General features: G+C 69.2%; 21 protein-coding genes. 11 read left to right on the top strand and 10 right to left on the bottom strand.

The annotated features are described in order from the left end of the window. Positions 1–102: 102 nt before the first annotated feature. Complete coding sequence (locus B1818_RS15800) at positions 103–1,059, bottom strand: R2-like ligand-binding oxidase (RefSeq protein WP_058252256.1); 957 nt, start codon at positions 1,057–1,059, stop codon at positions 103–105. Between the two features lie 400 nt (positions 1,060–1,459). Here B1818_RS15800 and B1818_RS15795 point away from each other — a divergent pair, with 400 nt between their 5' ends. After that, positions 1,460–2,587 carry an NDMA-dependent alcohol dehydrogenase gene (locus B1818_RS15795; RefSeq protein ID WP_065630320.1) on the top strand — a complete coding sequence of 376 codons (1,128 nt, stop codon included), beginning with the start codon at positions 1,460–1,462 and terminating at the stop codon, positions 2,585–2,587. Positions 2,588–2,611: 24 nt separating this feature from the next. Here the strand turns inward: B1818_RS15795 and B1818_RS15790 are convergent, their stop codons facing one another. Together B1818_RS15790 and B1818_RS15785 are read right to left on the bottom strand one after the other, a co-directional pair. Then, positions 2,612–3,181, bottom strand: coding sequence for a potassium channel family protein (locus tag B1818_RS15790; RefSeq protein ID WP_176455934.1), 570 nt, complete (start codon positions 3,179–3,181; stop codon positions 2,612–2,614). After that, complete coding sequence (locus B1818_RS15785; RefSeq protein WP_078113265.1) at positions 3,178–5,175, bottom strand: M13 family metallopeptidase; 1,998 nt, start codon at positions 5,173–5,175, stop codon at positions 3,178–3,180. The genes B1818_RS15790 and B1818_RS15785 overlap by 4 nt, the downstream gene beginning before the upstream one ends. Before the next feature lie 571 nt (positions 5,176–5,746). Here B1818_RS15785 and B1818_RS15780 point away from each other — a divergent pair. Next, on the top strand, positions 5,747–7,198 hold the full coding sequence (locus tag B1818_RS15780) for an NAD(P)/FAD-dependent oxidoreductase (RefSeq protein ID WP_058252252.1): 1,452 nt from the start codon (positions 5,747–5,749) through the stop codon (positions 7,196–7,198). A 36-nt stretch (positions 7,199–7,234) separates the two neighbouring features. Here the strand turns inward: B1818_RS15780 and B1818_RS15775 are convergent, their stop codons facing one another. Continuing rightward, the gene (locus tag B1818_RS15775; protein WP_058252251.1) at positions 7,235–7,681 is read right to left on the bottom strand and encodes a pyridoxamine 5'-phosphate oxidase family protein; all 447 of its coding nucleotides are present in this window, start codon (positions 7,679–7,681) and stop codon (positions 7,235–7,237) included. Between the two features lie 93 nt (positions 7,682–7,774). On the opposite strand from B1818_RS15775, the gene B1818_RS15770 reads away from it, so the two are divergent. From B1818_RS15770 to B1818_RS15760, 3 genes are all read left to right on the top strand, one after another. Beyond that, a complete protein-coding gene (locus tag B1818_RS15770) occupies positions 7,775–8,518 on the top strand; it encodes a FadR/GntR family transcriptional regulator (protein WP_058252250.1) in 744 nt (247 codons plus the stop codon). 15 nt (positions 8,519–8,533) lie between these two features. Continuing rightward, the gene (locus tag B1818_RS15765; protein ID WP_078113302.1) at positions 8,534–9,253 is read left to right on the top strand and encodes a sterol desaturase family protein; all 720 of its coding nucleotides are present in this window, start codon (positions 8,534–8,536) and stop codon (positions 9,251–9,253) included. A 76-nt stretch (positions 9,254–9,329) separates the two neighbouring features. Next, positions 9,330–10,247, top strand: a complete 918-nt coding sequence (locus B1818_RS15760; protein WP_078113264.1) for an NAD(P)-dependent oxidoreductase — start codon at positions 9,330–9,332, stop codon at positions 10,245–10,247. 124 nt (positions 10,248–10,371) lie between these two features. Here the strand turns inward: B1818_RS15760 and B1818_RS15755 are convergent, their stop codons facing one another. After that, the gene (locus tag B1818_RS15755; protein ID WP_078113263.1) at positions 10,372–11,136 is read right to left on the bottom strand and encodes a pirin-like bicupin family protein; all 765 of its coding nucleotides are present in this window, start codon (positions 11,134–11,136) and stop codon (positions 10,372–10,374) included. A gap of 203 nt (positions 11,137–11,339) precedes the next feature. Between B1818_RS15755 and B1818_RS15750 the strand changes: the two genes are divergently transcribed. Continuing rightward, on the top strand, positions 11,340–12,977 hold the full coding sequence (locus B1818_RS15750) for an NTF2-like N-terminal transpeptidase domain-containing protein (protein ID WP_078113262.1): 1,638 nt from the start codon (positions 11,340–11,342) through the stop codon (positions 12,975–12,977). 27 nt (positions 12,978–13,004) lie between these two features. Here B1818_RS15750 and B1818_RS15745 read toward each other — a convergent pair whose 3' ends face one another. Both B1818_RS15745 and B1818_RS15740 read right to left on the bottom strand, forming a co-directional pair. After that, positions 13,005–13,472 (bottom strand): DUF3054 domain-containing protein, encoded by a 468-nt coding sequence (locus B1818_RS15745; protein ID WP_058252246.1) that lies wholly within the window; start codon positions 13,470–13,472, stop codon positions 13,005–13,007. Between the two features lie 6 nt (positions 13,473–13,478). Continuing rightward, positions 13,479–14,744: a YbhN family protein gene (locus B1818_RS15740; RefSeq protein ID WP_078113261.1), complete on the bottom strand. Its 1,266-nt coding sequence runs from the start codon at positions 14,742–14,744 to the stop codon at positions 13,479–13,481. Positions 14,745–14,859: 115 nt separating this feature from the next. On the opposite strand from B1818_RS15740, the gene B1818_RS15735 reads away from it, so the two are divergent. Genes B1818_RS15735 through B1818_RS15725 form a run of 3 tightly spaced genes read left to right on the top strand, consistent with a single transcriptional unit; the run spans position 14,860 to position 18,093 of the window. Beyond that, on the top strand, positions 14,860–16,185 hold the full coding sequence (locus tag B1818_RS15735; protein WP_078113260.1) for an AI-2E family transporter: 1,326 nt from the start codon (positions 14,860–14,862) through the stop codon (positions 16,183–16,185). Next, a complete protein-coding gene (locus B1818_RS15730) occupies positions 16,182–17,393 on the top strand; it encodes a MacS family sensor histidine kinase (protein ID WP_078113259.1) in 1,212 nt (403 codons plus the stop codon). The genes B1818_RS15735 and B1818_RS15730 overlap by 4 nt, the downstream gene beginning before the upstream one ends. 22 nt (positions 17,394–17,415) lie before the next feature. Then, positions 17,416–18,093, top strand: coding sequence for a response regulator transcription factor (locus B1818_RS15725; protein ID WP_058252243.1), 678 nt, complete (start codon positions 17,416–17,418; stop codon positions 18,091–18,093). 179 nt (positions 18,094–18,272) lie between these two features. Here B1818_RS15725 and B1818_RS15720 read toward each other — a convergent pair whose 3' ends face one another. The 3 genes from B1818_RS15720 to trmB all read right to left on the bottom strand — a co-directional run bounded on the left by B1818_RS15720 (position 18,273) and on the right by trmB (position 23,208). Then, positions 18,273–21,533: an MMPL family transporter gene (locus B1818_RS15720; RefSeq protein ID WP_058252242.1), complete on the bottom strand. Its 3,261-nt coding sequence runs from the start codon at positions 21,531–21,533 to the stop codon at positions 18,273–18,275. A gap of 219 nt (positions 21,534–21,752) precedes the next feature. Further along, on the bottom strand, positions 21,753–22,424 hold the full coding sequence (locus tag B1818_RS15715; RefSeq protein ID WP_058252241.1) for an NYN domain-containing protein: 672 nt from the start codon (positions 22,422–22,424) through the stop codon (positions 21,753–21,755). Then, on the bottom strand, positions 22,417–23,208 hold the full coding sequence (gene trmB / locus B1818_RS15710) for a tRNA (guanosine(46)-N7)-methyltransferase TrmB (protein WP_058252240.1): 792 nt from the start codon (positions 23,206–23,208) through the stop codon (positions 22,417–22,419). The genes B1818_RS15715 and trmB overlap by 8 nt, the downstream gene beginning before the upstream one ends. 223 nt (positions 23,209–23,431) lie before the next feature. Between trmB and B1818_RS15705 the strand changes: the two genes are divergently transcribed. Together B1818_RS15705 and B1818_RS15700 are read left to right on the top strand one after the other, a co-directional pair. Then, a complete protein-coding gene (locus B1818_RS15705) occupies positions 23,432–24,310 on the top strand; it encodes a hypothetical protein (protein WP_058252239.1) in 879 nt (292 codons plus the stop codon). Beyond that, positions 24,307–25,854, top strand: a complete 1,548-nt coding sequence (locus tag B1818_RS15700; protein WP_078113258.1) for a hypothetical protein — start codon at positions 24,307–24,309, stop codon at positions 25,852–25,854. Before B1818_RS15705 ends, B1818_RS15700 begins: the two co-directional genes overlap by 4 nt.

Raw genomic sequence — 25,854 nt, 5'->3', positions numbered from 1 at the left:
GACCTCGACGCGCTCCTTCGTCGCTTGCTCGGCCCGGCGGCTGCGCTCGGTGCCGGCTCAACCAGCGGTGGGGGGCTCGACCAGCGGTGGGCGGAGGGACTGTCACATCTGCAGGCGGATGGCGTCGTCCTCGCCGAACTGGTCTTCGAGGACCTCGGGGGAGTAGTCGAGGTCGATCTCGGTGACCGGGCGGCCCCGGGCGGACTCGATGGCCGACAGCCGGCGCTGGGCGCGGTCGGCGGCATAGGCCAGGAACTCGTCGTTGTCGAGGCCGAAGGGTTGGACCTCGAACTGCTGGTTGACCCACTCGATCATGCCCAGGGCGAGCGGCAGCAGCTCGTTCATGCGTTCGCCGACGGCGTCCCAGAGCGAGTCATCGGCGGCCACGTGCCGGCGGCACGTGAAGGTTCCCCACGCCATGTGCCGGCGCTCGTCGTCGCCGATGAACCGGATCAGCTTCTGCATCCCGGGGAAGATCCCGTGCTGGGTGCAGACCTTCTGCCACGCGTGGTAACCGGTGAGTGCCAGGCTGCCCTCGATCACGTGGTTGTAGGTGACGCTGGCGCGGATCTGGTTCCGTGGCGACGGGTCGTGGTCGAGGATGTGCAGGGACGCCGGCAGCTCCTCGTAGAACAGCTGGTGGTAGTACGGATTCGCGCTGACGAAGTTCTGGAGGTCGCCGGTGAGGCCGACGGCGTCCATCCATCGCCGGAACACCTGGGTGTGCTTGGCCTCCTCGAAGCAGAACTGGGACAGGTACATCTCGTCACCGAAGCGTCCCTCGGTCGCCATCGCCTTCATGAACGGCTGGATGTCCTGGGTGACCGCCTCCTCGCCGGCGATGAACTGACTCACCAGATAGGTGGCACTCCGCCGCTGCTCGTCGGTGAGCTCGGCCCAGTCCTGAGCGTCCTGCGCGAAGTCGATGGCGACCGGGTCCCAGAACCGGGCATTGCCTTTCACGAAGAGCCGCAACGGAAACGAGTCCCAGTTGAGACCGCCTTGTCGCAATGACGAGAAGTCCTGCCGGCCCTCCGCTTTGTGTTCGATGAGAGTCATGAGATCACCAGCCAGACACTTCGGAAGTGGAATACCCCGACGCTAACCCGTTCCTCGATCCGCAGACATGAGATCGGCCAACTCTGTTGTCGCCGAGGTACTTTGCGGTGTGATGCCGACCGTCCGGCGCCGTCGTCGCTTCGGACCCGTCGTCGACGGTGCGCCTCGTTCGTCGACTGTGCGTCTTTCGCCGTCGACTGTGCAGCGGTTCCCGGCCGCCGGGACAGCGGTCGCGCCCGCCACGAAATCCTCGGCTGGAACGTCACCCCCAATCCTGTGCCATGGATTGCGTGAAACGCCTGCGAAGGTGTCATCGGTGGACCACCATGTGATCTACGTCGCATAAGCAGACGGCGATATCTGACGCCCCGATTCGGGGTAGCACGAGCGAGGAGCACGAATGAAGACCAAAGGTGCAGTTCTGCGCAATCCGGGCGAAGAGTGGAAGATCGAGGAGTTCGAGCTCGGTGATCCGGTCGCGGGCGAAGTCCAGGTCAAACTCGTCAGCTCGGGTCTGTGTCACTCGGATCACCACCTGCGGACCGGCGACAGCCCGGCACCCATGCCGGTTCTCGGTGGTCACGAGGGCGCCGGCATCGTCACCAAGGTGGGCCCGGGTGTCACCCGCCTCAAGGAGGGTGACCACGTCGTCACCGCCTTCATCCCCGCGTGCGGCACGTGCGAGCCGTGCTCACGCGGTCAGCAGAACATCTGCGACGAGGGCGCGCGGCTCCTGACCGGTCTGTCCATCGCCGACGACACCAACCGCGCGTACACCCACGACGGGGTCCCCCTGGTGCAGATGTGCATGCTCGGCACCTTCGCCCCGTACATCACGGTCAACCAGGCGTCGCTGGTCAAGATCGAGGACGACATCCCCCTCCAGACGGCTGCACTGCTCGGTTGTGGTGTGGCGACCGGCTGGGGTTCGGCCGTCGAGATCGGTGGCACCCACGCCGGTGACACCGTGGTGGTCGTGGGCATCGGTGGTGTCGGTATCAACTCGGTGCAGGGTGCCGCGGCGGCCGGTGCGCGCAACGTCATTGCCGTCGATCCGGTGCCGTTCAAGTTGCAGATGGCCGAAAAGCTGGGTGCGACACACACGTTCCCGTCGATGGAGGCGGCGCTCGAGGCGATCGGTGACATCACCTGGGGCAAGATGGCCAACACGACCATCCTCACGGTGGGTGAGATCGACGGGTCGATGATCGCCCCGGCTCTGGCTCTCACCGGCAAGGCGGGACAGGTCGTTGTCGTGGGCATGGGCAACTTCGCGTCCATGGACGCCCAGATGAACCTCTTCGATCTCACCCTCATGCAGAAGCGCGTGCAGGGCGCCATCTTCGGCGGTGCGAGCCCCCGCACCCAGGTTCCGGCGCTCCTGAACGAGTATCGGGCCGGCAAGCTCAACCTCGACGACCTGGTGACCAACACCTACCGACTCGACCAGATCAACGAGGCCTACGACGACATGCTGGCGGGCAACAACATCCGCGGCATGATCGTCTACGGGGACGACGACTACTGAGACTGAGCCAGTAGCGACGCCAGGTCACCGTCCGGTGGCCTGGCGTCGCTGGTTCACCAGCAGGTTGAGGAAGCGCACGCCCAGACCGAGGAGCAGCAGGGTGCTCGCCATCTGGATCGACACCGCGACGCGCGCACCCTGCGAATCCGGCGCGATGTCGCCGAAACCCGTCGTCGTGAACACGGTGAGGCAGAAGTACAGCGCGTCGACCCGGGTGAGCGACGCGTTGAAACTGCCGGGATCGTATTCGGAGAACAGGAAGTACGTCGTCGCGAACGCGACGATGTAGAACCCGGCCAGCGCCACCAGCATCTCCATCGCGGTCGCGACGGGTCGGTCGGAGCCGGCGAACTTGCGGACCTCCCAGACACAGAACGCGATCAGCAACGCGGCCCCGACGACCAGCCCGAGATAGTTCAGGTCGCTCTCTTTGTCGATGGGCAGCAGGAAGTATCCGGCGAGCAGGACGACAGCGGCTCCGATCGGTCGCAGCAGGGCGACCGTGAGTTCGCGTCCCCGGACCAGACCCAGTGATGCGGCCGTACCCGGCGGACCCTCGTCGCGCGGACCGGGTCCGCCGGGCATGTCGTTCACCAGATCCGCACGCGTTCGGCGGGGTCCAGGTACAGCGAGTCCCCGGGCTTGACGTCGAAGGCCTCGTAGAACGCGTCCATGTTGCGGACGACGCCGTTGCACCGGAACTCCGGCGGCGAATGCGGGTCGATCGAGAGGCGTCGGATGGCTTCGGCATCCCGGGTCTTGGTCCGCCAGATCTGCGCCCAGCTGTAGAACACGCGCTGTGTTCCGGTCAGGCCGTCGATGATCGGCGGTTGGGCCCCGCTTGCCTCGTTCGCGATCTGATACGCGACGAGTCCGATCGACAACCCGCCGAGGTCACCGATGTTCTCACCGATGGTGAAGTCGCCGTTGACCTTGTGCTCGGGATCGAGTCCGGTCGGGGTGAACTCACCGTACTGGTCGATGAGTTTGCGTGTCCGCGAGGAGAACTCGGTCCGGTCGGTGTCGGTCCACCAGTCGACGAGGTTGCCGTCGCCGTCGTACTTCGCGCCCTGATCGTCGAATCCATGCCCGATCTCGTGACCGATGACCGCGCCGATGCCGCCGTAGTTGACCGCGTCGTCGGCATCGGGGTCGAAGAACGGCGGCTGCAGGATCGCGGCGGGAAACACGATCTCGTTCATGCCGGGGTTGTAGTAGGCGTTGACCGTCTGCGGGGTCATGAACCATTCGTCGTGGTCGACCGGTGAGCCGATCTTGGCGAACTCGCGGTCCTGCTCGAACGACGCGGACCGGGCGACGTTCCCGATGAGGTCGCCGCGGTCGACGCTCAACGAACTGTAGTCGCGCCACTTGGCCGGATAGCCGATCTTGGGGGTGAACTTGCCGAGCTTGACCAGCGCCTTCTCCCGGGTCTCGGGGGTCATCCACGGCAGGTCGGAGATGTTGCGGCGGTAGGCCTCCACCAGGTTGGCGATCAGCTCGTCCATCCGTGCCTTGGCCTCGGGCGGAAAGTGCTTGGCCACATAGAGTTTGCCGACCGCGAATCCCATCGCGGCTTCGACGAACCCGACGCCCCGCTTCCACCGGTCGCGGTTGGCCTCCGCGCCGGTCAGGATGCGGCCGTAGAAGTCGAAGTTCTCGTCGACGAACGGTGCGGACAGGTACGACGCGGCCGAATGCACGAGCCGCCAGGTCAGCCAGGTCTTCCACTCGTCCAGGGGGCGATCCGTGAGGAGGCCGGCGACGCCCGACAGGAACGACGGCTGCGCGACGACGACCTCGGCGAAGGTCGCGTCACCGCTCGTGCCCAGGCCGCCGAACCACTCCGAAAACGGGAAACCGTCTGCGGTGGTGCTCAACTCGTCGAGGGACATGAGGTTGTAGGTGAGCTCGGCATCGCGGCGTCGGACCACATCCCAGTGCTGAGCGGCGATGGCCGTCTCGAGGTCGAGGACCGTCGCGGCCCGGGCGGCGGCGTCGTCGAATCCGGCGAGCGCGAACATGCGCTCGACGTGCGCGACATACGCCGTCCTGGTCTCGGCGTGCTTGTCCTCCCGGTAGTAGGACTCGTCGGGAAGTCCGAGACCGGACTGCGTCAGGTGCACGAGGTATCGGTCGGACTGCTTCGCATCCGTGTCGACGTAGTAACCGAACAGGCCACCGGTGCCGTGGCGCTGCAACCGTCCGATCCGCCGGGCGAGCGCCTCGAGCGAGTCGATGGCCGCGATCTTCTCCAGTTCGCCGGTGATCGGGCCGATCCCGAGGGCCTCGATGTGGTCGGTGTCCATGAACGACGCGTACAGGTCGCCGATCTTCTGATCGTCGGAACCGCTCTCCGGGTTCGACGAGGCGCAGTCGGTGATGATGTCGCGCACGTTCTCCTCGGAGTTGTCGCGCAGCACGTGGAAGGCGCCGTCGACGGAACGGTCGTCGGGGATGACGTGCGACTCGAGCCACTTGCCGTTGACGTGAGCGAACAGGTCGTCCTGAACGCGGACGGAATCGTCGACCCACTCGAGGTCGAGTCCGGAGCTGAGGTCGGTATTCGATGCAGTCACGCGCTCCATCCTGTCACCGGATCGTCCGTTCGTCAGCCGCCTCCGCCGTGGGCGAAATCGGAGAACCGCTGGTCGATGCTGCTGGAGACCCTTCGTGACGGCCCTCCGCAAGCTCCGGGCCTCCTCAGGGAGCGGGAGGTGCTGTCCTCCGCAAGCTCCGGGCCTCCTCAGGGAGCGGGAGGTGCTGTCCTCCGCAAGCTCCGGGCCTCCTCAGGGAGCGGGAGGTGCTGTCCTCCGCAAGCTCCGGGCCTCCTCAGGGAGCGGGAGGTGCTGTCCTCCGCAAGCTCCGGGCCTCCTCAGGGAGCGGGAGGTGCTGTCCTCCGCAAGCTCCGGGCCTCCTCAGGGAGCGGGAGGTGCTGTCCTCCGCAAGCTCCGGGTGTCCTAGGGGAGCGGGGGGTACGACGAGTCCGGGGGCATTGTAAGCCGCTGAGCGGATCAGACTGCCCCGGACTCGATGCGGCGCCCGCTGCAATCTGAAATACGCTGCGAGAGAGCGGATCATGTCCCTCGAGCCGGTGGGAGCCTCGAGGCAATCTGTGCACTCGCCTACCCGGTTTCGAATCCGACCTACGCTGAACCCATGGATGCAACCTTCGACGTCGTCGTAATCGGTGGCGGTCCGGTGGGCGAGAATGTCGCCGACTATGCGATACGGGGCAGCGATCGAACTGCTGTCGTCATCGAGCACGAGCTCATGGGGGGTGAGTGCTCGTACTGGGCATGCATGCCGAGCAAGGCGCTGCTGGGTCCGGGGTCCGCGCTCGAGGAAGCCCGTGCCCTGGCGGGTGCGCGTGAACGGGTGAGCGGCGATCGTCCGGACGCCGACGCCCTCCTGGCGTGGCGCGACACAGTGAACGACCGACGGGACGGGCCCGGGGCGACCCACGACGACTCCGGGCAGGTGAAATGGGCCGAAGGCGCCGGGATGACGGTGATCCGCGGGCATGGGCGGTTGTCGGGTGAGCGGCAGGTGACTGTCGGCGACACGGTGGTGACGGCGCGTGAGGCGGTCGTGGTGGCGACGGGGAGCACTGCGTCGATCCCGCCGACACCGGGTCTGGCCGAGGCGCACCCGTGGACCTCCCGCGACGCGACGAATCTCGTCGAGGTGCCGGATCGGATTCTCGTCGTCGGCGGTGGCGTCGTGGCGTGCGAAGCGGTGACCTGGTTGCTCGACCTCGGTGCGGAGGTCGTCATGGCCATCCGCGGTGACCGGTTGCTGCCCAAGATGGAGTCGTTCGTCTCAGAGCGGATCGCGGACTCGCTGACTGCCCGCGGCGTCGACATCCGGTTCGGGACGACGATCGAGTCGGTCGACCGGCCCGGCGCCGCCGACACCGGCTACGGACGCATCCACGGCGGCCCCGCCACCGTGCGGCTCAGTGGTGACGGCGCAGGCGAGCTCGTCGTCGACGAAATCCTGGTGGCGGCGGGACGCTCGCCCGCGACGCGGGATCTCGGTCTGGAGTCGGTGGGACTCGAGGCGGGCGGCCCGCTGCGCGTCGATGACCATCTGACGGTGGCCGACCACCCGTGGCTGTACGCGGTGGGAGATGTCAACGGCCGAAATGCGCTGACACACATGGGTAAGTATCAGGCGCGGGTGGCCGGGGACGTGATCGCCGCACGCGCGGAGGGTCGGGACCTCGACGGTCCGCGGTACGTCGCGAGCTCCGACCACGGTGCCGTACCGCAGGTGGTGTTCACCCGACCGGAGATCGCATCTGTCGGGCTGACCGCGAAGCAGGCGAACGACGCCGGCATCGATGTACGGATCGCCGACGGGGACATCTCCGTGGCGGGGTCCTACCTGACCGATCCCGAGTACTCGGGACACGCCTGTCTCGTCGTCGATGCGAGCCGCGACATCCTCGTCGGGGCGACCTTCGCGGGGCCGCAGACCGCGGAACTCGTCCATTCGGCGACGGTCGCCATCGTCGGCGAGGTCCCGCTCTCGCGGCTATGGCATGCGGTTCCGTCGTACCCGACCATCAGCGAGGTCTGGTTGCGGTTGCTCGATCAGCTGCGATGAGCCGCGGCCCGGCGGTCGCCGAGTCGAAGGCCCCGCTCAGAAGCTCAGTCGCCGGATCTTGTCCGGCCGGATGACGATCCGCACCCAGTCGTCGGCGAGGATCTCCGCGAGATCCTGTGCGCGGGTGGGATCGTCGAGGTCCCAGTAGCGGTCGGCCAGTCGTGCTGCGAGTTCGCGCGCGGCCGCACCGTCGGTCTCGATGCGCGTGGCGCCGGAAACGGAGATCCAGCGCTCGCGTTCCTCGACCGGGGTCGCGACCACGATCGAGGCGCGTGGATCTGCCTTGAGGCGACGCACCTTCAGCGAATCGGGACCGGTGAAGAGCTGGATCTCGCCGTCCGCGGTCGCCTCGAACCACACCGGCCGAGGCTGCGGCGGCGTCGGGCCGGTCGCCGTCGAGAAGAAGCCGAGGAGTGGGCGGCTGAGAAAGTCCAGATCGTCGGCGGTCAAGGTGTTGGACGAAGGCGCGGCGATGTCACTCATGGTGGGTACAACCCGAGCGCCCACCGAACATTCCTCGGTGGACGATTGGTCTTACCACTTGACCACCAGTCCTCCTGGTTCTACGGTCGGTGCATGCCGTTCGAGCCCGTGTCCCAGCAGAGCGCCCCCGAGATCGTGTTCGACCAGATCGTCGAGGGCGTGCTGTCGGGTGACCTACCGGCCGGCGAGGCCCTTCCAAGCGAACGGGAATTGGCCCGCATCCTCGGCGTCTCGCGGCCCACCGTGCGGGAAGCGTTGAAGCGGGTGGCGGCGGCCGGTCTGGTCTCCATTCGGCAGGGCGACGGCGCACGGGTCCAGGACATCGCGCGGACGGGTGGCCTCGATCTGTTGCCGCGACTCCTGATCCGGGGCGGCGCGCTCGTGCCGAGTGTCGCTCGCTCGATCGTCGAGGCACGTGCCGCGGTCGGCCCGAATGTCGCCGGGCTGGCGGCGAGGCGGGTGACCGACGACCAGATCGCCAGGCTGACAGCGCTGCTCGCCGATCTCGCCGCCGAACCGGACCCGGTCGGACAGCAGGTCGCGGCACTCGAGTTCTGGAGCGCGATCGTCGACGCGGCCGACTCGATCGCATTCCGTCTCATGTACAACTCGCTCCGCGCCGCGTACGAACCGGCGCTTCCCGCGCTCGCGTCGATGCTGGAGCCGGAGGTCGGCAACATCGACGGCTATCGCGCGCTCGTCGACGCGATCACGTCTCGCGAACCCGGCCGCGCCGAGGCCGCTGCCCGTGAACTGCTCGCGCCCGCGACTGCGGCATTGCTCGAACTCTGTCAGGCACTCGAGGGTGCGGAGTCTGACATCGGAGAGGGGAACTGAATGTCTGCCGAGAGCATCGACGCCGACCACATCGACCACAGAGCGCGCCGGCAGGTGGCGGCGGAGGAACGGCGAATGCGATCACGGCGGTCGACGACCCTGCGTGCCGCATTCGCCGAGTTCCTCCGGCACCCGTCGCCCTGGATGATCGCCGCGTTCCTGGTGACCTCGTCGGCGGCGCGAATTTGGCTGGGCGGGTGGGGAATCGCCGATCTGGTCGTCCCGGTCGTGATGATCGCGAGCTTCCCGCTGGCCGAGTGGCTGATCCACGTCGTCGTGTTGCACTGGCGGCCGAAGCGCCTGGGACCGGTCACCATCGATCCGCTGGTGGCGCGTAAGCACCGCGAGCACCACTCGGACCCGCGGAACATCCCCCTGGTGTTCATCCCGTGGCAGGTGCTGGTCACGGTCGTCCTCGCGGCCGTCGCGGTGGGGCTCCTCGTCTTCGCCAGTGCCGAGCGCGGTCTCACGTTCATGGCGACGCTCGCGGCGATCGGACTGGTCTATGAATGGACGCACTATCTGATCCACTCCGATTACCGGCCGCGCCACGCCTACTATCGCCGGTTGTGGCGCAACCATCGATTCCACCACTACCGCAACGAGCACTATTGGTTCGCGGTCACCACCGCGGGCACCGCGGACCGGTTGCTGCACACCTATCCCGATCCCGACACGGTCGAGAAGTCGCCCACCGCAAAGGATCTGCACGCTCTATCGCAGCCCGGGGACTGACCGGCGAAACACATGACGGTGCGGTTTGTCCCGGTAGCCGGGACAAACCGCACCGCGATCCGGGATACTCGCCCGCATGCGGGTATTCGTCACCGGCGGTACGGGGGCCATCGGGGGATACGCGGTGCCCGCATTGGTCGCCGCGGGACACGACGTGCGTGCGCTGGCGCGCTCGGATGCCGCCGCTTCCGCGCTGCGTGCCCACGGCGCCGCCCCGATTCGGGTGTCGCTGTTCGATCGACACGGACTCGCCCAGTACTTCGACGGCTGCGGCGCGGTCGTCAATCTCGCGTCCTCCCTTCCGGGGACCGCCTCATTCGTCCGGAAGTCGGCCTGGGCGGACTGTCATCGCATCCGGCGGGAGGGCTCGGCCGCGGTGGTCGACGCCGCACTCGCCGCCGGCGTGCCGCGGGTGGTGCAGGAATCGGTTGCCATGGTGTACACCGACGCCGGTGACCGGTGGATCGACGAGGATTCGCCGGTCGACCACTATCCGATCGCGGTGGGCAACCACGCCGCCGAGGCCTCGGCCCGCCGGTTCACCGATTCGGGTGGGGTCGGCGTGGTGCTCCGGTTCGGGTTGTTCTACGGCGTCGGCGCCGCCCACAGCGAGCAGCTCATGGCGCTCGCCCGACGCCGGATCGGTTTCCGGGCCGGCCGACCCGGTGCCTACGTCTCGTCGATCCACCTCGCCGATGCCGCCGACGCCGTGGTGTCCGCACTCGAAATCGGTTCCGGCACCTACAACATCGTCGACGACCTACCGGTCACCAAGAAGCACCACACGGCTGCCCTGGCGGGTGCGGTCGGCAAACATCCGTACGTGACCGGTCCCGGCCGGGCCGCCCTCCTGCTCGGCGAACGCACCACGTCGCTGACACGTTCGCTTCGGGTGTCCAACAGACGGTTTCGGTCGGCGGCCGGTTGGCGACCGCGGTACGCCTCGGTGTGGGAGGGGTACGCGCAGATGGCGCGGGACCTCGTCGCGGCCTGAGTTCGTGACGTTCCGCCCTCACTGCCAGACCTCAAACTCGACCGCCAGACTTCGGTCGAAGTCTGGCGGTCGAGTTGAAATCCATACGTCGCCGGCCGGACCACGGGAGGGGCTGGTGTCCGGTTCACGCACCACCCAGCCCGGCGGCCATCGACCACACCAGCACCTCGGCGTCGGAGTCGTCGCCGGCGCGGATCGGGAACGACGCGGAGTCGACGCCTCGGAGGGCGTCACCCGGGCCCAGAACGCCGATCTCCCGGACGCCGACCCCGTCGTCCTCGATCTGTCCGTGCACGACGAACAGGTGGGTGAACCGGGAAGCGGGTACCTCGACGGTCTCGCCGGGGCGGAGTCGCGCCGCGAACAGGGTGGCGCCCGAGTTGGCGACGGAGACCGCGGCGTCGACATCGGCGACGCCCGACGCGATCGGTACGAGTCCGCCCGCGGCGAGTCGGTCGCAGACATCGGCCTGCGCGTACGACGGCGCGAGGCCGTGGCGGTCGGGCATCAGCCACATCTGGACGTAGCGGACGGGCTCGGTGCCGGCGTCGGGCAGGTCGGGCCATGAGTCGTTGCGCTCGGAGTGTTCGACGCCGGTGCCCGCGCTCATCCGCTGTACCAGGCCGGGGTACAGGACACCGGAGTGCCCGGCCGAGTCGCGGTGGACCAGCGTCCCCGTGACCACCCATGTCACGATCTCGCTCTCCTGATGGGTGTGGAGATCGAAGCCCGCGCCGGGTGCGACGACCTCGTCGTTGACGGCGAGCAGCGCGCCGAAGTGCGTGTTCGACGGGTCGTAGTGGTCGCCGAAGGAGAAGCAGTGTCGTGAGGTCAGCCAGCCGGTGGCGGTGACCGGACGATCGTCGCCACGGAAGACGGTGAAAACCATGCGGCCATTGTCGCAGTGCGGCAAGGTGAGGGCGGTCGGGGACGGCCGGGTCCGGGATCTGTCGACGTCGGTCTCGGACGGCGATCGCGCACGCCGCGGAGTGTCAAAAGTCCCGTGGGCGAGATGAGTTCGTGACCGGCTTGATCCCCGAATGGAAGCTGGCGGCGTCGATTTCGAGTGTTACACGAGTGAAAATTGTCGTCATGAAGATCTGGGTCAAGCGCGCGACGACAGCCGCTTGTGCCGCGGTCACGTGCGCGGTCATGGTGAGTTCCTGTGGGTTCGCCGGTTCGACCGACACGGGCGCCGCTGCCGCCATCGACGCATTCGCCGACGCCCTCAGCCGCCAGGACGCCGGCGGGGCCGCCACGTTCACCACCGCACCGGGACAAGCCGGTGACAGTCTCACCACCACTCTGAGACAGATGGATGCCCAACGCGTCGACGTCGACGTCGAGAATCCGGTCGAATACAGCGACGGGACCGCGACCTTTTCCGTCACGACCACGTGGAACTGGGACATGGGCCGTGTGTACGAGTCGACCAGCGGCGGTACCGCGCGCAAGTTGTCGTCGGGCTGGAAGGTGACCTGGGACCCTGCGATCCTGCACGCCGGCCTCACCGCCGGTGGCACGCTGCGCGAGATCCGCACCGACGCGAAGCCGGCGCCGACCGTGCGCAGCCGGACCGGCCGGGTCTTCATGTATGCCCAGCCGGTCAACGAGATCGTGCTCGACCCAGCCCGCACCTCCGACCTGAACGCCTCGGTCCGGGCCCTCGCCAGGGTGATCGCGCCGATCGCACCCCTGATCACCGGCCAGGTGATCCGCGAGAAGCTCGACGCGGCGCCGGGCAGGGCCATCACCGCGGTGGGTCTGCGCGACTCCGACATGGAGGTGCTGGCCGGCGACCCGCGTCGGGTCCCCGGTGTCGTGGTCAACCGGTCCGACCAGCTGGTGATGGCCGACCGGCGCCTGTCCTCCCCCCTCGAGGACGGGCTGACCAACTACTGGCAGGCCATCCGCGACGCCACCGCCGGGTGGCAGGTCGAGATGCTCGGTCCGGGTGTCGCGCCCCGCAAGTTGGCCGGTGAGCAGGGTCCTCCCGGACCCGACGTCCCGACCACCATGGACCAGGGCGTCCAGCTGTCCCTGGGCGACGCGGCCGTCGAGGTCGGTCAACCCGCGACGATCATGACCCTCGACGCGCAGACCGGTGCGATCACCGGGATGGCGCAGAACTCGTACGCGATCGACAGCGGCGTCGACCTCGATCAGCCCTATCCGGTCGGCACCACCCTCAATCCCGTCTTCGATGCGATCGGGCGAGCCGTCGGGTCGGACCAGCAGCGTGGCGACGAACTGCTCGACCGGCTCGGGCTCGGCGTCCAGTTCACGGTGCCCGGTGCGAGTGTTCCGACCGCTGACCGTCCCGGGATCGCGACCATCGACTACCGTCCCGGCTCGAGCATGATGTCGATGACCAACATGGCCGCCTTCGGTGTCGCCATGGCGCGTAGCGCCTCCGGGCAGTCCTCGTCGGTGCCGCCGTTCGTGCTGAAAAACGTGCCGACGAAGATCGCGGGCGGCGAGCTCGGCGGGCTCGATCCGGCCGTCGTCCGGCCGGTGCTGCAGGCGATGACCGCCACTGCCGCCACCGGCGACGCCAGTGACCTCACTCGCGCGCCGGGACTGCGTGCCCTCGTCGGCACCAACGGCCCCGAGGGGCCCGGCTGGTTCGTGGGGCTCCAGGGCGGTCAGGTCGTCGTCATCTACACCGAGGGGCCCAAGTCGGGGACCGCCGCACTTCAGGTCGCGCAGAAGTACTTCACGATCAAGTAGGTCCGCGAACGCTCGCGACCCTCGTCGTCAGGCGGCGGCGCGACGACCGAGGTAGGCGAAGACGGCTCGCCAGCCGAGCAGGAAGAGCGCGAGCACCACGGCCGCGACGATGACGAAGCTGACCGCCACGCCCTGGCTGAGGATGAAGCGCAGGATCATCGCGACGGTCACCGTGCAGAACCAGATGACGAGACCGACCGGGACGACCCGGTCCGGCCGGAAGTCGTGACCGAAGAAGTCGCTCGACCGCACATGCGCGTAGACGTAGGTGATCGACCAGCCGGCCGCACAGCCGGCGAGGAACGGCCACAGCGTGTGCAGCACCGAGGTCAGCGCATAGCCCTCTTCGTGACTGGCCCGGCCGATGAGGACGAAGACCGTGATCGCCACGGCGTCGAACAGGGCGGCGACGGGACCCGTCGCCGTTCCGCGCGCCGGCGAGGACCCCGTCTCCGCCGTCGCGTCGGAGCCCCGGTCCGTCTTCGAGCTCAGCATGGTGGATTACCGTACCGGGTCCGACGGCGGATCGGTGTCGGACGTTCGTGCGGAGTCCCCTCGTTGCGGGTTGTCGGGTCCGTCCGTGGGCGGTGCCCCCGGGCGCGGCGGTTCGACACCATCCGGCGGCGGGATGGGGAGCGCCGTACCGTCGGGCGTCGTGGGCGACGGGTCGTCGGCCGAGCGTTCGAGGGCGTCGGCGTCCCGCTCGACCTCGTCGATGAACGTGTCGTCGCGCTTGATGCGGTTACGGAACATGAGACCGATGACCACCCAGCCGATGGCCGAGACGATCACATAGCTGATCAGCCGGTAGATGAGGACCGCCGTGATGGCGTCGGCGGCGGGCATCCCGGCGCTGGTCAGCGCGGGGACGAGCACCGCGTCGACGACGCCGATGCCGCCCGGCAGCAGGGGGATCGCCGAGCCGACCGCCTTGCCCGCCGCGTAGGCGACCATCAGTCCGGAGATGCTCGGGTGGGCGTCGACCGCCCAGCAGGCGAACATCAGACACCCGACGTCGGCGACCCAGTTGAACAGGCTCCAGCCGAATGCGACCGAGGTGTCGCGCTTGGTGAGTTGCACCGCCCGGAGCTGTTCGAGGGTCTCGAACAACTTCTCGGTGCCGTGGTCCTCCGGCTTGTTCCGGAGTTGATTCACCCAACCCAGGACTCGAATCCCGGTGCTCTTCAACGATTCCGGATGACTGGCCAGGTACTGCAGGACCACCGCGACCGCGAGGAACCCGGCGACGGAGAAGACGACCGAGAACGGGCTGGTCTTCGCTCCGGCCAGGAGGGCGCCGCCGAACCCGAGCACCGCGAGACCGATGCCGGCGAGCAGGCCCGACATGACGACCTGCCACGACGCGATGACCGGTGTCGCACCCCACTTGCGGGTTTCCCGATAGGTGAACGCGGGGGCGAGGACCTGGCCGCCCGGCATCGTCTGGCTCAGCGAGTTGGCCGCGAGGATGACCGACAGGGACTTCCACTGCGTGACCCGCAGGCCCGCCGAGCGCAACAGTGCGCGCTGGACCTGGGCGAAACTGTCCATCGACAGCATCGCGGCGACGAGACACGCCGCGACCCAGTGCCACTCGATCTCACCGATACGCAGCCAGGCGCCCCGCAGTTCGGGCCAGATGAGAACGACTTCGACGGCGAGGATGACCAGGACGACGGTGAGCAGGACCCATCGGACCCACCAGAACCGAGGACGGGTCACCGGGGCTGCCGCGCCCCCCGGCGAGCCAACATCCTCCGACGACATACGTGCCACCCTAGGGTAGGGGGGCCGGTGTCGGTGACGACCCCCGTCGGCGACCTGCGCAATCGGGGGTGTGTACGGACTCCTGTCACCGAGGCGCAGCACTAGTGTGACTCTTGTGACCGAAGCCGAACGAGCCGACCGGCCGCGCGACGTCCGGGACCTCGCGTCCATCGACCGGGCGAAGGTTCATCCGCAGGTACGCGCGGCGGCGGAGTGGGCGTGGCGGCTACTGCTCCTGGTCGCGGCCGCATACGTCGCGACCAGGCTGTTCCGGGAGTTCGAGGAAGTCCTCGTGCCGGTCGCCCTCGCCATCCTGATCTCGGCGATGCTGGTTCCCGGGGTCGACGCACTCGACCGGCGCGGTCTGCCGCGTTCGCTGGCGGTGATCGTCAACCTCGTCGTCGCGATCGGGTTGCTCGCCGCCGTCATGACCTTCGTGGTCCGCGAGTTCATCGACGGTGTTCCCGAACTCGCCGAGCAGGTCACCGTGACCGTCGAGAAGACCAGGGAATGGCTCATCAACGGGCCCCTCGGGCTCGATCGCGACCAGGTGCGCAACTTCGGCACCGACACGCTCGACTTCATCCAGCACAACCAGGACCGTGTCACCAGCGGTGCGCTGGCCACCGCCACCACGGCCAGCGAGATCATCACCGGCGCCCTGCTGACGTTGTTCCTGCTGATCTTCTTCCTCTACGGCGGTGGTCAGATCTGGCAGTTCTCGGTCAAGCTCATCCCACAGACCAATCGGAATCGGGTGTGGGAGGCGGGTATCGCCGGTTTCGGCACACTCGTCGGGTACGTCCGGGCGACTGTCGCGGTGGCCTTCGTCGACGCCTGCGGTATCGGGATCGGACTCGCCATCCTGCAAGTGCCCCTGGCGCTTCCGCTGGCCTCGCTGGTCTTCCTGGGCGCCTTCATCCCGATCGTCGGTGCCCTGGTCACCGGCACGCTGGCGGTGCTCGTCGCCCTGGTGACCCAGGGCTGGATCGCCGCGGTCGTCGCCCTCGCCATCGTCGTCGGTGTCATGCAGCTCGAAAGCCATGTGCTGCAACCGTTCCTGCTTGGGCGGTCGGTGCGCCTGCATCCGGTTGCGGTGGTGCTCGGGATCGCGGCCGGCCTGGTGTCGGCCGGCATCATCGGTGGTCTGCTCGCGGTGCCCCTGATCGCGTTCTTCAACACCGCGATCCGACGCCTGAAGGGGGACTCGACCGAGCCCGTGGACGGGCGCCCGGGGGTCGTCGCCGAGCCGGATTCACCGGCGTGGGACACCGACGATCCCGACGCCGCGGCCGAGACGCTCGCGCACGAGGCCCCTGGCACCCCCTCGAAGGCCGGGAACCCAGGATCCGAACGCCCGGCGAATGGTCGCCGGGACGAGGTCGAGACCGACCGCGAGGGCAGGGACCGGGACGGGGACGGCCGGGGCGCGGGAACGTGACGCGCCGGTGGCCGGGGCTCGCGGTCGGCCCGCCGGACCGGGACACCGATCCGTATCGTCTGGCACGTGTCGTCGACGACGACCCGGTCGGTCCGCTGTGGCGGGGCGCCCAGATCTTCCGGCTGCTGTCCTATCTGTACGCACTCGGCTTCCACATCGCCGTCAACCCCGACCTCGACCGCGGCGGCGTCGCCTGGGTGCTCTTCGGTCTGCTCTCCGCGTGGACGCTGGTCAGCGGGATCGGCTACTTCGTCGGGTTCGCGCGCAACCGGGTGTGGGTCGGTGCCGAGGTGCTTGTCGTCTGCGCGCTGATGTTGTCGACGTCGTATGTCGCCGGCGCGGAGTGGGCGTGGAACAACCAGACCTGGCCGACGACGCTGTGGGCCACCAACGCGGTCATCTCGGTTGCGATCCTCACCGGCCCGGTCGGGGGGATCGTGTCGGGGCTCGTCATCGGCGGCACCAGCACCTTCGTGAAAGGCGAACTGAACCTCGACTTCGGTCGGAACGCCACCATCATCGTCATCGTGGCGACCGGTATGGCGGTCGGGCTCGCGGCTGCGAACGCGCGTCGGGTCCAGGACCAGCTGTCCCGGGCGGCGCGGATCGCTGCGGCTGCCGAGGAACGCGAACGGCTCTCCCGTGAGGTGCACGACGGGGTACTCCAGGTGCTCGCGCTGATCGCGCGTCGCGGACGCGAGATCGGCGGTCCGACAGGTGAACTCGCCACCCTCGCGGCGGAGCAGGAGCGTACGCTGCGTCGGCTGATCTCCGACACGGACGAACCCGTCGCCGCCGATACCGATGCGCAATGCAGCGTTGATCTCGCCGCCGCCCTGCGCGTCTTCGCCGACGCGCGGGTGTCGGTGAGTGCTCCCGCGGACCCGGTCATGGTGTCAGCGCAGAGGGGCGCGGAGATCCGCGCGGCGGTGGTCAACGCGCTCGACAACGTCGTGAACCACGCCGGTCCCGGTGCGCGTGCGTACATCCTGGTGGAGGATCTGGGGCGGGACATCGTGGTGAGTGTGCGGGACGACGGGATCGGCATCCCGGACGGCCGGCTCGCCGAGGCGGTTGCGCAGGGACGCGTCGGGGTGTCGAAGTCGATCGTCGGACGGATCGAATCCCTCGGCGGCGCCGCGCGCCTCGACACCGAACCGGGTGCGGGTACGGAATGGGAGTTCACCGTCCCGCGGTACGAGAGCTGAAAGGCGAAGGGGAGCATCGAGTATGAGTGCAGGCCGGAGTGACGAGGGGCGGGCGCCGCTGCGGATCATGGTCGTCGACGACCACCCGATCTGGCGAGAGGCGGTGGCCCGCGATCTCGCCGACGAGGGATTCGACGTCGTCGCCACCGCGGACGGCGTGGGCAGTGCCGGTCGACGTGCGGCCGCCGTCACCCCCGATGTGGTCCTGATGGACATGCAGCTGACCGACGGGACCGGTACGGAGGCGACGACGGCGGTCCTGGAGGTCTCGCCGAAGACCCGCATCCTCGTGCTGTCCGCATCGGGTGAGCGCGACGACGTTCTCGAGGCCGTGAAGGCCGGGGCCAGCGGCTATCTGGTGAAGTCGTCGTCACGCGAAGAACTGGTGGACGCGGTCCGGGCGACGGCCGACGGCCAGGCGGTCTTCACCCCGGGTCTCGCGGGGCTGGTGCTGGGCGAGTACCGGCGCATGTCCCAGCAGCCCGACGCCGCACCCGCCGCGCCCGCGCTCACCGAGCGTGAGACCGAGGTGCTGCGTTTGGTCGCAAAAGGACTGAGCGCCAAGCAGATCGCGCGGCGCCTCGACCTGAGTCACCGGACCGTCGAGAACCACGTCCAGGCGACGCTGCGCAAACTCCAGCTCGGCAACCGCGTGGAACTGACCCGCTACGTGATCGAACACGGCCTGGACGAGGACTGAGTCCTCGGCCAGGCCGTGTTCGACGGTGGCGGGTGCCGCCGGGTCACTCGCTGACGGCGAGCCCCGAGGTCGTCAGCGAACCGCTCGCGGGCGCGTCTGCCGGCTTGGGTGACTTGACCAGCATGACTCGCGATCAATCCGCTTACGAGACCCGTGGCCGCGAACGGGGGTCCGAGCGGTCACTTCTGTGAGCGACTCCGCTTCAGCAGTTCCTGGACGCTGATCTGGCCGTCGTCACCGGTCTCGTCGGACCGGGCGTGCCGGTCGGTACGCGGGCGACGGCGGCGGTTCGACTCGTCGGCCGGGCGATCCTGCTCACCCGAGGCGGGACCGGCGTCGGACCGCGCGGCGGCCGGGGTCGCATCGGCGCTGAGTCCGCGCTCCATCGGCGACGGACCGTTGCTGCGACGACTCCGAGACGACGGGGTCGAGGTCTCGGGGCTGACCGAGGCGGCCAGGGGGCGACGACCGGTCTCGTCGAGGGTGGGCCGGCGTCCGAGCGGTGAGCGCTGGCCGGTCGGCTCCGGCGTCGGCCGGGCGGTTCCGGGATTCGGCCGCCCGGTCTCCGGCACCCGTGGCGGGGCGGACGGGGGAGTGACCGCCGGACGGTCCCCGTTCTCCGAGCGAGGTGCGGGGTCACCGAGTCGGATGCCACCCTCGCCGAGGCTCCAGCCGCCGGTGTCGGGACGATCACCCTTCGACACGGTGGAGCGGCGGTAGGGCGTCGCGGGACGGCGTCCGGCCGGTTCGGGGGCCCGGGCACCGGGCACGGGCGTCGGTCCGACGCGCGCCGGCGGAGTGCGCGGCGGGGTCGGCGCAGTACCCGGGCGGCCGGTGGTGGTCGGCGGCGGACCCGAGGGGGACGGCGGAGTCGGGGTGGGACCGGGACCTGTGCGCTGGTCGGGGGCCTGACCCGTCGGGCGACCGTTGGTGAGCGGTCGGTCCGGGGCGGGCCGTGCCGGTGCGGCGGGGCGACCGACGGCGCCCGGGACACGACCTCGGGCGGGGACCGCGCCGGCGGCGACCGGTTGCCTGCGTGCCGCGGCCATCACCGAGGTCGGCGCCTCGGCCACCACGGTGCCCGCACTCATCGGGCGGGCGCCGGCACCGGCGTCGCGCTGTTCGTCGGGTTCGTCGTCGAGGACGGTCTCGCCGAGGCCGATCTTGCGCTGGACCACGCGCATCCACCGCGGTGCCCACCAGCAGTCGTCCCCGAGCAGCTTCATCACCGACGGGACGAGCAACATGCGGATCACCGTGGCGTCCAGGATCAGCGCGGCGATCATGCCGAACGCGATGTACTTCATCATCACGATCTCGGACAGGCTGAACGCGCCGGTGACCACGACCAGGATCGCGGCGGCCGCGGTGATGATGCCGCCGGTGTGCGCGGTGCCGCTGCGGATCGCCTCGGTGGTGCTCGCGCCCTTCTGTCTGGCCTCGACCATGCGGGAGAGCAGGAACACCTCGTAGTCGGTCGAGAGGCCGAACACGATGGCGATGATCAGCACGAGCACCGCTGCGAACAGCGGGCCGGGGGTGAAGTTGGCCAGCTCGGCGCCGTGACCGTCGACGAAGATCCACGTCAGGATGCCGAGCGTGGCACCGAGACCCAGGGCCGTCATGAGCGCGGCCTTGATCGGCAGGACGATCGAACCGAACTGCAGGAACATCAGCAGGCCGGTGATGAGGACGAGCATGACCGCCATCAGCGGGAGCCGTTGCATCAGCGCGTCGATCGAGTCCTGGGTGAGGGCCGGGGTACCCGAGACGTACATCGTGAGGCCCTCGGTGTCGATCGCGCGTAATTGCTCGATCGCCTGGGCGGCGGTGTTCCGGTCCACCAGACCAGCCGACACCTGGTAGACGCCCACGTTCGGGTACCGCTCGGCGTCGAACGACCCGAAGTCGGACTTGTCGGCGTCGCTGAACTTGTTGGTGAAGCCGGGCACCGCGTCGGCGCGTTGCGCGATGGCGTCGAGCTTGTTCTGGTCGGCCTGGCTCGACTCGTCGTAGATGATGACGAGCTTGATGGCCTCGGTTCGCTCGCTCGGGAAGTATTCGTCGAACTTCTCCTGCGCGACCCGGTTGGGGTTGTCCGGCGGCAGGAACTTCTCGCTGATCCCGCCGAACTGGATGCTGCCGAACGGGATGATCAGCGCGAGCAACAGGAGCACGGTGGGAACCGCGGTCTTGACCGGGTGCTTCATCACCCACGTCGCGAGTCGGCCCCAGAAGCCGTTCTCGACTTCCTGGCTGGTCTTCATGCGACCGCTGAAGCGGTTCTGGATGGCCGCTGCGCGTTCCTCGCCGGAGAAGCGCCGGGCCAGCGGAACCGCGGTGTACTTCATGACCGTGCTGATCGACAGCATGTTCACGCGGGGTCCGAGGATGCCCAGGATCGCCGGGAGGACGGTGATCGACAGGATCGCGGCCAGCGAGACCGACGCGATCGCGCCGTAGGCGACGGATTTGAGGAACCCCTGCGGCATGATCAGCAGACACGCCAGGGCGGCGACGATGATCGTCGCGGAGAAGACCACCGTCTGACCGGCGGTCATCACGGTTCTTCGGACCGCGGCCTTGGTCGAATAGCCTTCACCGAGTTCTTCGCGGAAACGCGACACGATGAACAGGCCGTAGTCGATCGCGATGCCGAGACCGATCAGCGTGACCACCGACTGCGCGAAGATGTTGAGCTCGGTGGTGAGCGCGAGGATCTTCATGATGCCCAGCGAACCGGCGATGGTCAGACCACCGATGAGGACGGGCAGGCAGGCGGCGACGACGCCGCCGAACACGAAGAACAACATGATCGCCACCAGCGGCAGCGCGAGGACCTCGGCGCGGTGGATGTCCTTGTCCATGCCCTCGGCCATCGATCCGGCGACCGGTTGCAGGCCGGCGAGTTCGAAGGTCGTACCGGGTAGATCGAAGCGTTCGGGGATGTCCTCGAAGAACGGTTCGATGGTCTTGTAGTTGTTGAGGACCGTCGTGTCGTCGTTGCCGGCGACGCCGATGCTGATGAAGGCGTGTCTGCCGTCCTCGGTGAACAGCCGCTCCTGCAGCGTGCTCTGCGCGGGCTGGACGAGGAACGGGTCGTACAGACCGGGATCGGCGCGTCCGACGATGTCGGGGTGCGTCGCGATGAGGTCCTCGACGAACGTCTCGACCTTCGCGCCGAACGCCTTGTCGTCGACGCGGGTGCCCTCCGGCGGGGTGACCAGCAGGATGATGTCGGACGTGTGGTCGCGCCCCAGCGCCTGGTCGGCGTAGCGCGCACCGGTATCGGACTCCGACGTCGGATCGAACCAGCCGCTCTGACTGAGGTGCTTGCCGAGATCGAGACCGTACAGCCCGAGTCCGGCCATCATCGCGATGAGCACCGCGATGACGAGGAAGCGCATTCGGTAGACGAATGTGCCGATGAACCGGAACACGCGATGTCCTTTCGTGTACGACTGGTCGGGCCTGTTCGGCGCCGTCGTTTCGGGGCGCCGGTGGCGATTCTGTCAGTTTCCCGGAAGATCCTGACAGTGCTGCCTGAGTGATCCCTGAGGCGTGGGCCTCGGGGGCACGTGCGGGCACACCCGTGTCGGCGTCGGATGCCGGGTCGCGGACCGCCGCCCGACGACCTCGGCAGGGCCGCGACGCCGCAGTCAGCGCAATAGTGCGCTGAGCGGGCGGAAGGGTGTGAGCCAGGCGCCCTCGTCCGGCAGGGAGTCCAGGCCGATGCGTGGCAGCGGCTCGCGGAACACGCCGGGGATGTCCTCGAGATCGATGAACTCCAGTTCTTCGGTGCTCAGTGCCCAGCTGGCGTGCTCGCGGAACCCGATGACGGTGACGGGCACCCCGTCGCCGACCACCTCGAGCAGCGGTTCGCGGAATGCCTGACCGTCGGCGGACGCCACTATCACGCCGGCTAGTCCAACAGTGTGCCTGCGAAGTTCGATGTGGTCGAGCATGTCGGAGTCGACGTCGCTGTCGTCGGACAGTTTCGGCTTGGCGAACACGGCGAAACCGACATTACGGAGAGCGTCCACCCACGGCCGGACGACGTCGGCGCTACCAGGGGCGATGTTGGTGAACACGGTGGCCTCGGGCTCGACCGCGCCGCCTCCGTCGGTGAGAGCGGACACATCTGCGGTCCGCTGCAGCAGCCACCGGCCCAGGGCGTCGAACCGGGGACGGTGCGCGGCGGTGGGGCGTCCACCGAGCAGGGCGCCGAGGCCCATGTCCATGTTGGGTGCGTCCCACACCAGCAGCATGCGGCGCGTCCCCGTTTGGCCGGAGATGGTGTCGGCGAAGCCGGTCGGGCTGTGGTCACTCATGGCGGGCTCCCGTCGGGGTGTCGCCGGTCGAGGTGGCCGGCGGGATGGGCCGCGTGTAGACGAACTCGCTGACGTAGCGGCCCTCGCGTTCCGCGCGTCCCTCGAACTTCGTCGTCGGCCGCTGCAGCGAGATCGGCGACTCCCGCGTCAACTGCACGACGTGGGGGCGGTCGGCGTCCTGGGTGGCGAGCGCCTCCGCGATCCACTCCGCATAACCGGCGTGATCGGTCGCGATGTGCAGCACCCCGCCCGGGACGAGCCGGTCCGCGATCAGTTCCAGTGTGCCGGTCTGGACGAAGCGTCGCTTGTGGTGACGCGATTTGGGCCACGGGTCGGGGAAGAACAGCCGCACACCGGTGAGGCTCGACGACGGGATGAGCTCGGTGAGGACGATGGCCGCGTCGCCGCGGATCAGGCGGACGTTGGTCAGGCCGTTGCGGTCGACGAGGCCGAGGAGCTGGGCCAGGCCCGGCTTGTAGACCTCGACGGCCACGACGTCGACATCCGGTTCGGCCTCGGCCATCGCGGCGGTCGAGATGCCGGTACCGCTGCCGATCTCGAGGACCTTCGGGGCCTCGCGCCCGAACAGTTCGGTGAGGTCGAGTTGCGGCTCGGGGACCCGCTCCGGCCCGATCTCGAGGTCGCGGCCCAGCACCGGCCACAGGGTCTCCCAGTTGCGCTGCTGACCGGTCGTCAGCGTGCCGCGGCGGAAGCGGAAGCTCGTCACGCGGGGGTACAACCGGGACCTGTCGGGGCTGTTGTTCACGCGTCCATCGTTGCGCATCGTGTCGTTGCGGCGAAGTCGCGGGGGAACGGCGGCCCGGACGGCAGCGGTGCGGACGCGGACCCGTCCGGCCCCGCGAGGGGATGTGGAGCCGTCTCCGCCGTTCGCCCGGATCCCGATTATTCTCGGCCCTGTCGCGGTTCACGTGCGCCGATGCCCGGGGTGGCGGTGCGGTGGACGCGGGTCGTGGGAGGCGCAGGGGTCGGATGGCGAGGAGGCTGGGGTGGGGGCACCGGTGAACGGTGGCCGGCGTGGCGTGCCCGCCGGGAGCGAGTTGTGGACGGCCGCCGAGCAGGGACGACTCGTCGACCTCGTCGACCCGGTGTCGCCGCTCGTGCCCGTCCTGGCCGGTGCGGGCCGGCGTTTCCTCCGTCCGTTGCACGTCCAGGTCGTCGGCCGGCCCGGGACCGGTCGGGACACGATGGCCCGTGCGCTGCGAGAACGGCTGTCGCTCACCGTGATCGGGCCCGGTGAGGACGAGCAGGGGGCCGCCGACACCGATCTGTGGATTCTGGTCCTGGCGGGGCCGCCGCGGCGCGCCGACCGCGAACTCTTCGCGTCCCTCCCGGCCGACCGGCTGCTCGTGGTGCTCGGGAAGGCCGACACGCACGGCGACTGGGATGCGGCGGTCGCGGTGGCGGCGTCGTGTGCAGGGCGTCTGGACACGCCGGTGTACCCGGTCTCGCAGTTGCTGGCCTGCGCCGACCTCGACGATGCCGAGTTCGCCGCGCTGGCGACGATGGCGGCCGCGGGCGTCGGCATGCCGTCGATGGCCGGCCGATTCCTCGTGGGACGTCCGGGTTCCGACGAACGGCTGATGCGGCAGGGGTTGCTGCGCCGGCTCGACGCCTTCGGCATCGACACCGCGCTCGCGCTCATCGAGTCCCGTTCCGCCGTGGCCGCGAACGCCGAGGCCCTGAGCCGGGCGCTCCGCGACGCCAGCGGCGTTCCTGATCTCGCGGGACCGATCGGGGAGCGGGTCGACCGGATTCGACAGTGGCGTGAGGTCGAGTTGCGTGCCCGGTTGGAGGAGGCGGCCGCGGCGGGCGTCGACCGCGCCGGTGCCGAGCGACTTCTGGCCGGGGCAGGAGCGGGCGCATGACCGACACGGCACTCGCCGCCGCGCGGGAGCTGACCGGCTTCGACGCCGTCGGGGTCGACGCGGGCACCGACGTGCTGGTCGTCGGGACCGACGGGGTGGGCGTCCGCACGCTGGTCGAGGCCTGCCGGGCGCTCGCCCCGGACCTCGACATCGTCGCCCGCGGCGGGCGCTCGCGTGCGTCGGCCGGTGCGGCGGTCGTGGTCGTCGACCCGTCGTCGTCGGTCGGTGAGGAGGAACGTCTCCTCGTCGAGCAGATGCGCGCGCAGGTCGGGATCGTGGCGATCGTGTGCACGAAGATCGACGCGTTCTGGGAGTGGCCGCGGACCGTGCGCGCCCACCGGGCCGTCCTCGACCCGTTCGCGACGCTGCCGTTGTTCGGGGTGTCGTCGGTCGCGGCCCTCGAGGGTGCGGTGGACGAGTCGGGGATCGACGCCCTCGTGGAGTGGCTGCGTGAGACGACTGACGCGCCGGGCGTGCTCCGCGCCGAGCGGGCAAGGCTCGCGGCGGGCCTCGGGGCGGTCGAGCATCTCCTCGGCGCGCCGACGGGCGGCGTCGACGAAGCGGCGTCCGCACAGGCTGCCGTCGACGATCTCCTGGCCACGCGTCGCGAACTGGTCGCCGCACGTGACCGCGGACGCCCGGACCGGTTGGCGGCGGTACGCGCCGGACTCGCGCGCGTCCGTTCGCAGACGTCGGCGGAACTGCACGCCGGGGTGCGCGATCTGGCGGCGTCCGCCGCCGGCCACGCTCCCGCCGCGGATTCTGCGTACGGCGCATGGGCCCGTACCGGCTGGGCCGCCCTCGCCGACGGCGTCCGTCGTCGCGCCGACGAGCGCGTCGACGCGGTCCGGTCGACCGCCCTGGTGGGCCTGGACGCGGAGCCGTCGGCCGACGAGAACTGGCCCGCGGTACCCCTCCACACCGAGCGGTCGCGCGGCCGGGCGCGGCGCGCAGGCGCCGAAGACGCGTTGGTGGTCGTCCTCGGGGCCTCGACCGGTCTGGGTGTGGGACGCCTCGTCGTCGCACCGATGGAGTCGGTCCAGACGTTGCAGTGGGTCAGCATGCCGCTCGCCCTGATCCTCGGAGTCGCGGTGGCGGCGTGGGTGATCCGTGTCCGGCGCAGTGCTGCGGAGCGTTCCGATCGCGAGGCGCGCACCGCCGAGCTCCTCGCCGAGGCGCGGGCGACGCTCGATCACCAGCTCGCCCTGCGCGTCACCGCGGCCGAGACCCGGATCGCCGGCCAGATCGCCCGGGCGCACGAACGCCGGAACCGAGAGGTGGCGGCCGAGGTCGCGCGCCTCGACGAGGAGATCCGCCGACTGCGCAGCGGGGTCGGGGTCCGCGACGCTCGAACCCGTCGCGAGCGCGCGGCGGAGATCCGCCGTGAGTTGGTGGCGCGGTCGGAATCGCTCTGGGCGGACGCCTCCCGCACCGACGACCCGGGTGAGGAATCCGATGATCCGGCGGGACGTCGGGGTGACCGAGGGCATGACGACGGAACGGCCGGGGTCGCCCGGGCCGGCCACGACGACGGGAAGCAGTGA

Source organism: Gordonia sp. IITR100 (genome assembly GCF_002009645.1).
Classification (GTDB): domain Bacteria; phylum Actinomycetota; class Actinomycetes; order Mycobacteriales; family Mycobacteriaceae; genus Gordonia; species Gordonia hongkongensis.
This window is presented reverse-complemented; position numbering and strand designations above follow the sequence as displayed.

What these genes read in the sequence shown, in the direction of transcription:
- B1818_RS15725 (WP_058252243.1), top strand. Translation starts at nt 17,416, where the DNA reads ATGAGTGCAGGCCGGAGTGACGAGGGGCGGGCGCCGCTGCGGATCATG.
- B1818_RS15755 (WP_078113263.1), bottom strand. Translation starts at nt 11,136, where the DNA reads ATGGTTTTCACCGTCTTCCGTGGCGACGATCGTCCGGTCACCGCCACC.
- B1818_RS15775 (WP_058252251.1), bottom strand. Translation starts at nt 7,681, where the DNA reads ATGAGTGACATCGCCGCGCCTTCGTCCAACACCTTGACCGCCGACGAT.
- B1818_RS15715 (WP_058252241.1), bottom strand. Translation starts at nt 22,424, where the DNA reads ATGAGTGACCACAGCCCGACCGGCTTCGCCGACACCATCTCCGGCCAA.
- B1818_RS15795 (WP_065630320.1), top strand. Translation starts at nt 1,460, where the DNA reads ATGAAGACCAAAGGTGCAGTTCTGCGCAATCCGGGCGAAGAGTGGAAG.
- B1818_RS15740 (WP_078113261.1), bottom strand. Translation starts at nt 14,744, where the DNA reads ATGTCGTCGGAGGATGTTGGCTCGCCGGGGGGCGCGGCAGCCCCGGTG.
- trmB (WP_058252240.1), bottom strand. Translation starts at nt 23,208, where the DNA reads ATGCGCAACGATGGACGCGTGAACAACAGCCCCGACAGGTCCCGGTTG.
- B1818_RS15700 (WP_078113258.1), top strand. Translation starts at nt 24,307, where the DNA reads ATGACCGACACGGCACTCGCCGCCGCGCGGGAGCTGACCGGCTTCGAC.
- B1818_RS15800 (WP_058252256.1), bottom strand. Translation starts at nt 1,059, where the DNA reads ATGACTCTCATCGAACACAAAGCGGAGGGCCGGCAGGACTTCTCGTCA.
- B1818_RS15785 (WP_078113265.1), bottom strand. Translation starts at nt 5,175, where the DNA reads ATGGAGCGCGTGACTGCATCGAATACCGACCTCAGCTCCGGACTCGAC.
- B1818_RS15770 (WP_058252250.1), top strand. Translation starts at nt 7,775, where the DNA reads ATGCCGTTCGAGCCCGTGTCCCAGCAGAGCGCCCCCGAGATCGTGTTC.
- B1818_RS15760 (WP_078113264.1), top strand. Translation starts at nt 9,330, where the DNA reads ATGCGGGTATTCGTCACCGGCGGTACGGGGGCCATCGGGGGATACGCG.
- B1818_RS15745 (WP_058252246.1), bottom strand. Translation starts at nt 13,472, where the DNA reads ATGCTGAGCTCGAAGACGGACCGGGGCTCCGACGCGACGGCGGAGACG.
- B1818_RS15780 (WP_058252252.1), top strand. Translation starts at nt 5,747, where the DNA reads ATGGATGCAACCTTCGACGTCGTCGTAATCGGTGGCGGTCCGGTGGGC.
- B1818_RS15750 (WP_078113262.1), top strand. Translation starts at nt 11,340, where the DNA reads ATGAAGATCTGGGTCAAGCGCGCGACGACAGCCGCTTGTGCCGCGGTC.